The sequence below is a fragment of the Pantoea sp. CFCC18179 genome, assembly GCF_059412405.1.
Genome location: NZ_JBNBPM010000002.1, coordinates 450,088 through 462,635, shown reverse-complemented (window position 1 = coordinate 462,635; position 12,548 = coordinate 450,088). Strand labels below are relative to the sequence as shown.

The 12,548-nt window shown below is 54.9% G+C and carries 9 protein-coding genes; 1 reads left to right on the top strand and 8 read right to left on the bottom strand.

The annotated features are described in order from the left end of the window. Positions 1-40: 40 nt before the first annotated feature. Positions 41-1,060 carry an erythrose-4-phosphate dehydrogenase gene (gene epd / locus ACPUC7_RS06685; protein ID WP_007890301.1) on the bottom strand — a complete coding sequence of 340 codons (1,020 nt, stop codon included), beginning with the start codon at positions 1,058-1,060 and terminating at the stop codon, positions 41-43. Between the two features lie 320 nt (positions 1,061-1,380). Continuing rightward, complete coding sequence (gene tkt, locus ACPUC7_RS06680) at positions 1,381-3,372, bottom strand: transketolase (RefSeq protein WP_494922253.1); 1,992 nt, start codon at positions 3,370-3,372, stop codon at positions 1,381-1,383. A 273-nt stretch (positions 3,373-3,645) separates the two neighbouring features. On the opposite strand from tkt, the gene loiP reads away from it, so the two are divergent. Beyond that, the gene (gene loiP / locus ACPUC7_RS06675) at positions 3,646-4,398 is read left to right on the top strand and encodes a metalloprotease LoiP (RefSeq protein WP_494922252.1); all 753 of its coding nucleotides are present in this window, start codon (positions 3,646-3,648) and stop codon (positions 4,396-4,398) included. Positions 4,399-4,529: 131 nt separating this feature from the next. Here loiP and ACPUC7_RS06670 read toward each other — a convergent pair whose 3' ends face one another. The 6 genes from ACPUC7_RS06670 to ACPUC7_RS06645 form a co-directional block, all read right to left on the bottom strand. Then, entirely contained in the window at positions 4,530-4,940 is a 411-nt protein-coding gene (locus ACPUC7_RS06670; RefSeq protein ID WP_494922251.1) for a YidB family protein, read from the bottom strand. Positions 4,941-4,994: 54 nt separating this feature from the next. Next, positions 4,995-5,915, bottom strand: coding sequence for an agmatinase (gene speB / locus ACPUC7_RS06665; RefSeq protein ID WP_128601689.1), 921 nt, complete (start codon positions 5,913-5,915; stop codon positions 4,995-4,997). Positions 5,916-6,074: 159 nt separating this feature from the next. Beyond that, positions 6,075-7,280 carry a conjugal transfer protein TraF gene (locus ACPUC7_RS06660; protein WP_494922250.1) on the bottom strand — a complete coding sequence of 402 codons (1,206 nt, stop codon included), beginning with the start codon at positions 7,278-7,280 and terminating at the stop codon, positions 6,075-6,077. Between the two features lie 384 nt (positions 7,281-7,664). Next, a complete protein-coding gene (locus tag ACPUC7_RS06655) occupies positions 7,665-8,888 on the bottom strand; it encodes an HlyD family type I secretion periplasmic adaptor subunit (protein WP_494922391.1) in 1,224 nt (407 codons plus the stop codon). Continuing rightward, complete coding sequence (locus ACPUC7_RS06650; protein ID WP_494922249.1) at positions 8,888-11,071, bottom strand: type I secretion system permease/ATPase; 2,184 nt, start codon at positions 11,069-11,071, stop codon at positions 8,888-8,890. The genes ACPUC7_RS06655 and ACPUC7_RS06650 overlap by 1 nt, the downstream gene beginning before the upstream one ends. Continuing rightward, entirely contained in the window at positions 11,068-12,519 is a 1,452-nt protein-coding gene (locus ACPUC7_RS06645; RefSeq protein ID WP_494922248.1) for a TolC family outer membrane protein, read from the bottom strand. The genes ACPUC7_RS06650 and ACPUC7_RS06645 overlap by 4 nt, the downstream gene beginning before the upstream one ends. Positions 12,520-12,548: the final 29 nt, after the last annotated feature.

Here is a 12,548-nt window from a genome sequence, read left to right as displayed (position 1 = left end):
TCGTTGATTCTCATAAGTTTTGCCAGACGCAGTCCGCGTCTTACCTGAAACCACTTGCGGCCATTGCTAACGTGGTGTCGATCATGCGGTTAGCAAAGCCCCATTCGTTGTCACACCAAACCAGTGTTTTGATCAGGTGATGACCGCTGACCCGCGTTTGCGTGCCATCAACAATGGCACTGTGCGGATCATGGTTAAAATCTACTGAGACTAAAGGTAATTCCGTATAGTCAACTATACCACGAAACGCCCCTTCTGACGCGTTTTGCAGCAAGGCGTTGACCTCACAAGCCTTCACCGCTTCACGCACCGAGACGCTCAAATCAATGGCTGTCACGTTAATGGTGGGCACGCGCACCGCAATGGCTTCAAAGCGATCGTTAAATTTCGGAAAAATACGAGTAATGCCCGCGGCAAGACGCGTATCTACCGGAATGATCGATTGGCTGGCGGCACGTGTGCGGCGCAGATCGCTGTGATAGGCATCGATCACCTGCTGATCGTGCATCGCCGAGTGAATCGTGGTCACAGTGCCCGATTCAATGCCAAAGGCGTCATCCAACAGCTTGATCACCGGAATAATGCAGTTGGTGGTACAGGATGCGTTGGAGACGATGCGGTCAGTTTGTTTAAGAGCTTGTTCGTTCACGCCGAACACCACAGTGGCATCCAAATCGTTGCCGCCCGGATGCGAGAACAACACTTTTTTCGCGCCTGCCTGCAAATGGGCTTCGCCATCTGCACGGCTGCCATACACACCGGTGCAATCCAGCACGATATCGACATTCAATTCACGCCACGGCAGCACATCGATTTCCGCCTGATGCAAAATGCGGATGGTGTCATCGCCGACAAACAGTTGATCGCGCTCCTGGCGCACATCAAACGCAAATCGACCGTGGCTGGTATCGTACTTCAGCAAATGCGCCATACCGGCGGCGTCGGCCAATTCGTTAATCGCCACCACCGTAATTTCAGCCCGGCGACCGGTTTCATACAGCGCACGCAGCACGTTACGCCCGATACGACCAAAACCATTTATTGCTACGCGAACGGTCATTTCTACCTTCAACAACACCCGAAAAAACGTGCCGATTAGCCTGAGCGTTTCGCGCCATTTTGTACAGGGAATTATTGCCGTTCGGAACGCGTTCGCTATGCGATTAAAATCCTAACTGAAACGGTTCAGCTAGAGTAATGCATGGGAGGAATAACAGGAATGATTGCGATCAAATCCGGTGCGGAATATTGGATCTACGTCACAAATTTTCGCTAAATGGATTATTACTTCAGGAATAATTGAACCGTTTCAGGTTATAGAAAAGGCGACCTACGCGGCCGCCTTTGTGTTGCAGAGTCGCCATTGCTGGCGACCGCAAATTACAGAATCGATTTCGCGGTTTTCACCACGTTCTCAACGGTGAAGCCAAACTCTTTGAACAGCTGATCCGCTGGAGCAGACTCACCGAAGGTGGTCATGCCGACGATCGCGCCATTCAGGCCGGTGTATTTGAACCAGTAATCGGCGATACCGGCTTCGATCGCTACGCGCGCCGCCACTGCTTTCGGCAGCACGGATTCACGATAGGCAGCATCCTGCTTATCAAACGCATCGGTCGAAGGCATAGACACCACGCGCACTTTACGGCCTTCGCCGGTCAGTTGCTCGTAAGCGGCTACAGCCAGCTCGACTTCTGAACCGGTAGCGATCAGGATCAGCTCCGGCGTGCCGTTGCTGTCTTTCAGCACGTAACCGCCGCGCGCCACGTTTGCCAGCTGCTCAGCCGTACGATCCTGCTGCGCCAGGTTCTGACGCGAGAAGATCAGCGCCGATGGGCCGTCAACACGCTCGATGGCGTATTTCCACGCCACCGCCGATTCAACCTGGTCGCACGGACGCCACAGGCTCATGTTTGGCGTTACGCGCAGGCTGGCCATCTGCTCAACCGGCTGGTGCGTCGGGCCATCTTCGCCCAGACCAATCGAGTCGTGGGTGTAAACCATCACCTGACGGATTTTCATCAGCGCAGCCATACGCGCCGCGTTACGTGCGTATTCCACGAACATCAGGAAGGTGGCGGTATACGGCAGGAAGCCGCCGTGCAGCGCGATACCGTTGGCAATCGCGGTCATACCGAATTCGCGCACGCCGTAATGAATGTAGTTACCGGCCGCATCTTCGTTGATTGGCTTAGAGCCCGACCACATGGTGAGGTTGCTTGGCGCGAGGTCAGCGGAGCCGCCCAGATATTCCGGCAGGATTTTGCCGAAGGCTTCGATGGCGTTCTGCGAGGCTTTGCGGCTGGCGATTTTCGCCGGATTGGCCTGCAACTGCTCAATGAATTTCTGCGATTCGGTGGCCCAGTTAGCGGGCAGCTCGTTGTTGACGCGACGCTTGAACTCAGCTGCCAGTTCCGGATGGGCAGCGGCGTAGGCAGCGAATTTCTTATCCCACGCGGACTCTTTCGCCTGGCCCGCTTCTTTGGCATCCCACTGCGCATAGATGTCAGACGGGATTTCAAACGGACCGTGGTTCCAGCCCAGTTGCTTGCGGGTCAACGCGATTTCATCGGCACCCAGCGGTGCGCCGTGCGAATCGTGGGTACCGGCTTTGTTTGGTGAACCGAAACCAATCACGGTTTTGCACATCAGCAGTGAAGGCTTGTCGGAAACCGCTTTGGCTTCTTCGACGGCTTTCTTAATCGCGTCGGCATCGTGACCGTCCACGCCGCGCACCACGTGCCAGCCGTAGGCTTCGAAGCGTTTTGCGGTGTCGTCGGTGAACCAGCCATCCACGTGACCGTCGATAGAGATGCCGTTGTCATCATAGAAAGCCACCAGTTTGCCCAGCTTCAGGGTACCGGCGATGGAGCAGACTTCGTGTGAGATGCCTTCCATCATGCAGCCGTCGCCCATGAACACGTAGGTGTTGTGGTCTACGATTTCATGGTCTGGACGGTTGAACTGCGCCGCCAGCGTGCGTTCAGCAATCGCAAAGCCTACCGCGTTAGCGATGCCCTGACCGAGCGGGCCGGTGGTGGTTTCGACGCCTGCGGTGTAGCCGTATTCTGGATGGCCTGGAGTTTTAGAGTGCAGCTGACGGAAGTTCTGCAGCTCGCTCATTGGCAGGTCGTAGCCAGTGAGGTGCAGCAAGCTATAAATCAGCATTGAGCCGTGACCGTTCGACAGCACGAAGCGGTCACGATCTGCCCACAGCGGGTTAGTAGGGTTATGGTTCAGGAAGTCACGCCACAGCACTTCGGCGATGTCCGCCATGCCCATTGGGGCACCCGGATGTCCCGAATTGGCTTTCTGTACTGCATCCATACTTAACGCGCGAATGGCGTTGGCAAGCTCTTTACGAGAGGGCATCTTCTACTCCAGGTCGGATTAATGCTCCGCCACGCTTAACTTATTGTAATTAATCAGTTATAAGGCGAAGCGAGAAAAAAGTCGCACATCAATGTACATGAAAATCAGGGCAAAAGTACATGCATCAAGATGCTAAATCGCGGCAACTCGGTTGCATTTCCGGGCTTGTCTGCTAGTCATTGCACAACTTGCGAGCTATAACCAAAACGTTTAAACACCTGCGTAGGTTTCAGGTGTTTGTTTTCTTTACCTTGTTACTCAAAGGATGTGGATATGAAAGTAAAAGCCACCGTGCTTGCTCTGGGAATCGCTGCGCTACTCAGCGGCTGCGAAGGAATGGATAACAATGCCCTGCTGCAATCCGGCGCGCAGGCGTATCAAGCCTATGCGCTGAGCGATTCGCAGGTGAAACAGTTGAGCGATCAATCCTGTGCACAGATGGATAAAGATAATCAGGTTGCGCCCGCCAACAGCGAATATCAGCAGCGCCTGAACAAAATCGCCGCCGCGCTGGGCGACAACATCAACGGCGTACCGGCAAACTACAAGGTCTATCTGACTAAAGACGTTAACGCGTGGGCGATGGCCAACGGCTGCATCCGCGTGTACAGCGGATTGATGGATATGATGACCGACAACGAAGTCGAAGGCGTACTGGGGCATGAAATGGGCCACGTCGCGTTGGGACACACGCGCAAAGCGATGCAGGTGGCATTCGCAACGACGGCTGCCCGCACCGCTGCGGCTTCAGTTGGAGGCGTAATTGGTTCGTTGTCGCAGTCGCAGTTGGGAGAAATGGGCGAGAAATTGGTGAACGCGCAGTTCTCGCAAACGCAAGAATCGCAGGCTGATGATTACTCGTTTGATCTGATGAAGAAACGCGGCATCGATCCTATCGGCTTAGCCACCAGTTTTGAAAAACTGGCAAAACTGGAACAAGGCCGTCAAAGCTCAATGTTTGATTCGCACCCCGATTCAGAAGCGCGCGCCCAACATATTCGCGATCGCATCGCGGCAGGAAAATAATATCACTCGATCAACTCCCTCTCCCGCATGCAGGAGAGGGAATATTTAGGTGGCTGTTATATCTGCACCCTGCTCGGTCTGCCCCTTCTCCCGCTTGCGAGAGAAGGTTGGGATGAGGGGATACGAGCACACTACCGCTTAAACAAGCCATCCACCATCGCACCCAAATCCTGAGTGTTCGACGTATCCACATGTCCTTGCGGCGACAGCTTATCAATCACCTGCGGCAACAAGGCAGCCAACGTACCGGATGCGCCATTCACATCGGTGCCCAGCTTATCCGCCAGCGACTGAAGCTGATCCTGACCAAACGCATTTTGAATCTCGCCGCTATCAATCTGTTGGTTGCTGCCGTTGCTAAGCCAGCTATTCAGCACCTGCCCTAGCCCGCCCTGCTGGAACTTTTCAAACAGCACTTCCACGCCGCCCTGTTCCTGCACCCAATTCCAGATCGCCATCAGTTGCTGTAGTTGATTGCCCTGCCCGCTTCCGCCAGCACTGCCACCACCAAGTGATCCGACTAAATCGTCCAGTAAGCCCATAATGACCTCCGCAGATTAATTGACCGCCAATAAGTGTAGCGGCAAGTGGCTAGATTAACCTTTATTCGCCGCCTGCACGTGCAGCATATCCAGCGCCAGGGTCGCCGCCGCCAGTGAGGTCAAATCGGCATGATCATAACCCGGTGCTACTTCCACCAGATCCATGCCAACGATATTCATGCCCTGCAAGCCACGAATCAGCTTGGTGGCTTTATCGCTACTCAAGCCGCCAATCACTGGCGTGCCGGTGCCCGGCGCGTGTGCTGGATCGAGGCAGTCGATATCAAAGGTCAGATACACCGGCAGATCGCCAACGGTGCGTTTCACTTCCGCCAAAATATCGTCAACGCTGCGATCGTTAACCTGCGCCGCATCCAATACGTTAAAGCCGAGGCTCTTATCAAATTCAGTACGGATACCGATCTGCACGGAATGCTGCGGATCGATCAAACCTTCTTTTGGCGCGGTGAAGAACATGGTGCCGTGATCGAACGTCGGGCCGTTGGAATAGGTATCGGTATGCGCATCAAAATGCACCAGCGCCATTTTACCGAAGTGCTTAGCGTGAGCGCGCAGCAGTGGCAGCGTCACGTAATGGTCACCACCAAAGGTCAGCATGCGTTTACCGTTAGCCAGCAGCTTCTCAGCGTGCGCCTGAAGTTTGTCAGATAGATCCTGCGAGTCACCGAAGGCATACACCAGATCACCACAATCCACCACGTTCAAACGCTGACGCAGATCGAAATCCCACGGCCAGCGGCAGCCTTCCCACGCCAGATTGGTGGAGATCTGACGAATCGCACCCGGCCCTAAACGGCTGCCCGGGCGGCCTGACGTCGCCGCATCGAAAGGTACACCGGTAATCACCCACTCCGCATCGCTGTCATAAGGCTGGAAATTAACCGGGAAACGCATGAAACCGAAGGCGTTAGAAACCAGGGAGTTGTCGTACTGATTGCCCAGGGTGTTATACATAACTTGTCCTCTTGAGATCCGTGAGTCGATTAGCCTGTTAAGGTATAGATGAAAAAAATCCCCTCCGCGTCGTTAAACCCGACGAGGAAGGGATTGATTAGGCGCGATTATCGCGGAGATTGTTGCGCCCTGCAATCGACGCTTTAATGACAAGATGGATTAGAAGTGGAAGCTAAACTGTGCCACTCCGCCAATATTACGCATACGGCCAGCGATGGCGGTTAAATCGAACTGCATCGCATCAGTCGGTGTCACGCCAAGACCTGCGGTGAAGACACGGTGATCATTACCACGCATATCAACGCGATAACCCGCTCGTACTTGCACCCATTCAGCCGCACGCAGCTCGGCTCCTGCACCAATATATTGGCGCTTATCAAGATTTTCGAAACCGCTTACCGGGCTTAAATCAACATCGGAGCTCAGGGTGATCGGCCCTTTAGTCCAGGCTGTGCCCGCTGTCACCTGCGGACGAATAACAAACGCGGTGCGGGTACCATTCACTTCCTGCGAATTGACACGATTTTGAATTAGGTTCTGCGCCGAGAGAGCGACGGTCCAATCCGGAAGTAAATCAGCATAAAAACCGGCGTCAATATTGCCGCTCAGTGTTTGACGCTGCCAGTTACCGTCTTTGAAATCTGACGAATCATAATTGTTAATGCCAACATTGTAGTTCCAGGTTTCGATGCGCTGGATTTTTGGCGTCACACCGAAGGCCACTGGCACATTCGCCACGCTAAACGGATGGGCAATGGATACGCCATAATCGGTTACCAGCGCCACCATGCCTTCTGCACGCGACGTGAGCTTATCAAGATCGTCTGGCATTGGCATGATCGAACCATTACTGACACCTTCGAGATAATCCATATCACTTTGGCTTACCAAGCCACGCGCAGTCCCTTGTCCCCAACTATTGATCGATAACGCCACTGGCAGCGTTTCATCCGGCACTGCCAGCACCATGGCAACACTTAATGATGCGTTGGCACTTTTACCGGCCACGCCAGCCATAATATCGTCCAGTTCACCCGCAGCACTTGCCGCGTTACCCGCTTTAATGGCGCTATCCAGCTTATCCCAGGCCGGCTTAACATCATCAAAGATCTCGATTAGGTGGCCTTCATCGTCGGCATGCGCGCCCAGTGCAGGCGCAATTAAACTCAATTTGCCATCAGCCGGCGTTTTAGCCAGTAAGGCCGGATTAATCAGTGGTGCCGAGCCAAATTTAGCGGCCGCCACCCCGGTGTTACCCATCGCGGCAACACGCGCATCAAAACTATTGGTAGAGGCATGAACATTAGAGAGGGATGCAACAACGCCTGCCGCAATCAGGCCGCGCATAATCAAAGTGAAATTCATTATAATTCCCAGAGGTAGGTAAGAAAAAAACATCAAATAAACGAAAAGGTATTAACAGATATCACGATTAAACTATTCAGCTTAAATCGTCATTTTAAATCACCAAAACCTTATCATTATTTATCGACTTACAATCCTCTGAAAAACAACAACTAATGAAATTCATCGCCATTATAAAAAAATATCAAAACTAAATAACATCAATGCATTATCTTTATTGACAGGAATCAAGCTGGATGAGCGAATGAATAATACGTTGATATAGTGACGATAATGGCCGCTATTCTTAATATTAAAAAAATAATCCCGGCGCACAACTGTGTACGCCGGGATTATGATTTTCGTAGGATCGCCATTCATGGTGACCGACGTTTAGCTACGCAATTAACGTTCGCGCATCGCCTCTTTGGCTTTATTAAACGGTTTGATCAGATAATCCATAACGGTTTTCTCACCGGTTTTGATATCCACCGTGGAAACCATGCCGGGACTGATCGAATAGCGCTTGCCGGCTTTATTCTGCACGTAATCATGATCGGTGCGGATAAACACGCGGTAATAGTAAATCTCCGGCTTCACCTCGTCCTGAATAGTATCGGGCGAGATGCTCTCCACCACGCCGTTAAGGCCGCCGTAAATGGCGTAGTCATAGGCCGAGATCTTCACCACCGCGCGCTGGCCGGGATGAATAAAGGCGATATCGCGCGGCGACAAGCGCGCTTCAATCAACAAGCGATCGTTCATCGGCACGATGTTCATCAACTCGCCGTTTGGTGGCACCACGCCGCCCACCGTCGAGACTTTGATGTTTTTCACGATACCGCGCATCGGCGAACGAATGGTCAGACGCGTCACGGTATCTTCACGCCCTTTCACCACTTGCGCCATGCTATCGGCTTCGGCATTGGCTTTCGCCAACTCTTCACGCGCCTGCACGTAATATTGCGAGCGCATATCGGTGAGTTTCAGCTCCAGATCCGATTTGTCACGCTGCAAACGCAGCACTTCCACGCTACTTGCCGCGCCGGTTTTTGCCAGCCGTTGGGTGATGGCTAATTCACGATTCGCCAGCGCCAGCGATTGGTTGAACTGCGCGGTGGCATCACTCAACTGCGCGCGGCGGGTTTTGTACAGCCGCGCTTCTGAGGCTTCCAGATCGGGGAATTTGTCCAGCTCCGCCGGGAACTTGAGCGGCTGATCGTTAACTTCCGCCGTAAGTCGCGCTGACGCCGCCAGCGCTGCACGATAACGTGCCGCACTTTCACCGACGTTGGATTCCGAGCGTGTGGCATCCAACCGCGCCACCACTTGCCCCGCCTGCACCTGATCGCCTTCGTGCACATACAGCTCGGTGAGAATCCCGCCTTCCAGCGATTGCAGCACCTGATCGCGCGAACTGGGGATCACTTTGCCGGTGCCGGTGGAGACTTCATCCAGCACGCCAAACCACGCCCACACCAGCGTCACCAGGATCAACGCGGTGCTGATGACGATCAGCCGCACCGCGCCGGTGTAATGCGTTTCGGATCGCAATTCGCCCAACAGATCGTCGGAAGAATCGACTTCAGCGGCGGTGACCAAACGCAATCTTGCCGGTAATTGTTTCATCATGCGTTTGCCTCCGGCTGGCTGCCATTGGCCCGCGGCGCAGGCAAGGCATTCTCTTTCGGACTATCCATCACCAGTTGCCCATCCTTCAACACCAGCACGCGATCCACTAACGCGAGGATCGCCGCGCGGTGCGTGGCGACGATCAAGGTGCGACCATTCAGCCACTGGCCGAGACGTTCGATAAACTCTTTCTCGGTGTGATCGTCGAGTGCTGCCGTCGGTTCATCCAACAGGATGATGTTGGGATCGCGCAACAGCATGCGCGCCAGCAGCAGCGATTGGCGCTGACCGCCAGACAAGCCCACGCCGCCTTCCATGATCGGGTGATCGAGGCCGAGCGGCAGACGGCGAATAAAATCAGCGCCGCCGCTCACGGTCAGCGCGCCAAAGATCGCATCGTCAGTGGCATGCGCCGCGCCCATGGTGAGATTTTCGCGCAGCGTACCGTGAAACAGGCGCGCATTTTGCGTCAGCAGCCCAACGTTGCGCCGCACATCCGCCACATCAATGTGCGGCAAACTGAGGTTATCGAGACGCAGTTCACCGCCGATCAAATCTACCCCGCCGCTTAACGCTTGCAGCAAGGTCGATTTGCCGGAGCCGTTGCGCCCCAGCACCGCAATGCGCTCGCCGGGTTTGATGGTCAGGCTTTTAATGCGCAGCGCAATGGTCAGCGAATCGGTGTAATAGCGGAACATCGCGTCAGTGAATTGGTAGTGACCAAACAGCACCGGACTGTGAATGCGCGTCTCATCTTTGCTGTTTTCCACCGGCAGATTCATCAACGCATCGAGGCTGCCTTTAGCGGCTTTCACCTGCTGCCAGCGCGCCAACACGCCACACAGCGTGGCCATCGGCGCAATCATGCGTGAAGAGAGCAGCGACGCCGCGACAATCGCACCGGTAGTGATATCACCGTTGATCACCATCGGCGCACCCACCACGATCACGCTGGCATACACCAAACCTTGCACCGTTACGCCCCAGGTAATCAGCGAATGCATGACCTTGCGCATCTCAACGCCAGACTGCGCGGTGATGCGAATGTAGCTGTTCCACTGTTGCAGGAAGCGATCTTCCGCCTGCATCAACTTGATGTCTTCTAGCCCTTGCACGCTCTCCACCAGCACCGCATTACGCAGCGTCGATTCCTTCAGGTTTTGCTGCGCCAGCTTCGACAGTTTTTTCTGGCTCAAAAAACCCGGCAGCACCATCAGCAACACGGCGATCGGCGGGATCCACGCCAACTGCGGCGCAATGATCGCCATCACCAGCATGAACAACAGGAAGAACGGCATATCGACAATCGCTGTCACCGTGGTTGAGGTGACCATTTCGCGGATCGATTCCAGCTCACGCAGCTGCGAGATGAATGTCCCGGTGGAACGTGGCACCGCGCTGCTGCGCAAACGCAACGCGTGACCAAATACCCGATCGGAGACGCGCATGTCGGCGCGTTTACCCAGCAGATCGGTAACGTGATCGCGCCCGACGCGCAGTACGTAGGTGAACACCACCGAGATGATCACGCCGATATACAGCACATACAAAGTCGGATAGGACTGCGCCGGGATCACGCGGTCGTACACCTGCATCGAGAAGATAATGCCGACCAGCGCCATCAAGTTGATCAGGAATGATCCCAGCATCACGTAACCGTACGGCCGCATATCCTGCAACACCAACCTGCGCAGCCAATCCGGCTTCACCGCCGCTAAATAGCGATCGACGCGGCTATCTTTGGCCGCGGTAACCGGGCGCAGCGCGGCGGCAAAACGGATTTCCGGCAGCAGCGTATCGAGCGCAATCGGCGCAGGTTGTTCATCACCGGCAAAGTGCACACGCACCTGATCGTCGCCATCAAACTGGGTGATCACGCCGACTTGCCCATCCGCCAGTTCCACCGCCAGCGGCAAGCGCCAACTGGTGATTTCCCATTTATTTTCTTCGTACAGCTGGAGCGATAAACCGGCCTGGCGAGCCAGATGGCGCAGTGCTTTGTCGCGCGGCTGTTTGCCCTGCCATTCGGCAGCGGCCATGATCATGCCCGGCGAACAGGGCAAGCGATAATGGGTGGCAATCAGGACGATCGCGGTGGCCCATCCGTGTAAGGGCACGTAGCCACCGGCCGCGCTGTCTGGCTGGCCTTCCGGCGTATCGGGAATTTGTAACTGCGTCATGGCTGGATCTCCACGGACTGGATCCGCTGATTATTCAAAGCAAACGCCGAGCGCATTTGCCCGGTGCTGTAGAGGCAATCAAGTTGCAGGGAACGCAACTGGCTGATGGTTTGCTGGAGGGTAAATCGGGTCTGGAACACTTCCTGCTCGGCGTTGAGCACATCCAACAGCGGACGCGTGCCGAGTTGCAGATATTGATCCTGATACAGCGACTGGGTTTTCTCGCCCAGCGTTTGCTGTCGTCCCATGATGGCTAAGCTGAGCGCCAGGCTTTGCGCTTCGTTCTGCGATTCGCTTAACTGCTGACGCGCTTTAAGGCGCGCAGAGTTCACCGCCGCATTGGCCGCATTCACCGCATTGGCGGCCGCATCACGTGCTGCGGTGATGCCGCCGCCTTGGTAAATCGGCATTTCCACTTTAACGAAGGCGGAATATTGTGTGCGATCCAGTGATTCGCTGCCGGAATAGTGATTGTTGAGATAATGCGTCACCTGCGGTTCCAGCGAGATGGTGGGCATATTCTGCGCGTTGGCGTTATCCAGTTTCGCCTGCGCCTGATTGGCTTGTGCCCACGCCGCCAGCACCGCCGGATTGAGCTTGTCATCGGCTTTCGAGACCTGACACGAACGCGTGAGATTGACCGGGAAATCATCGCTGACTTTCTTTACCAGCGGCCAGCCGAGATAGGTCGCCAGCGTGGCGCGCCAGCGATCAAGGTTGGCTTGATATTGCGTTAAGGTGGTGCGCGCACCTTCAATACGCGCATCGGTTTGCGTGGCGTCGGACAACGATGCCGCGCCCTCTTCATTACGTTGCCGTGCCAGATCGCCAATTTTACTCAGCGCGTTAAGCTGCTCGCGCGCGATCTTCACCAACTGCTGATAACCCTGCACTTCCACCAGCGCGGCGGCGGTGTCGTGCGCCACGGTATCAATGCTCACCAGCACGTTAGCCTGCTCTTGCGCCACGCCCGCTTCGGCAGAACGCACCGAACTGCTGACCTTGCCAAAGTCATACAACATCTGGGAAACCGACAGCACAAACGATGGGCTGAAACCCTTTTCGGTGTAGGCGTTGCTGTAACCGTTGTTCATGCCAGCGCTGACTTGCGGATAGTATTTGGCTTTCGCCACATCAACCTGGTTGGCCTGCTCCAGCATCTTGCCGACCGCTTGCGCAATGTCGGGATGCCACTGAATCGCCCGTTGTACTGCCTGATTGATGGTTAAGAAATCGGGAACATGCGCCAGCGCCGGTTCTGCCACTTCACCGGCGAGTGAAGGGAGTTCCTGCTGCTGCGCCAAACCCGCCGAAGTAATGCTTCCGGCTTGGGTTACCGCATCACTGGCGGCGAAAAGTTGAGAACAAGGAAAAAACGCGATGCCAGCGCAAAGGACACTGAGCTTAGAGATACGGCGAGTTGTTGCGCCTGATTGCATCAAATCCATCGATAATCCACCAGTCTTAAAAGAGAAAG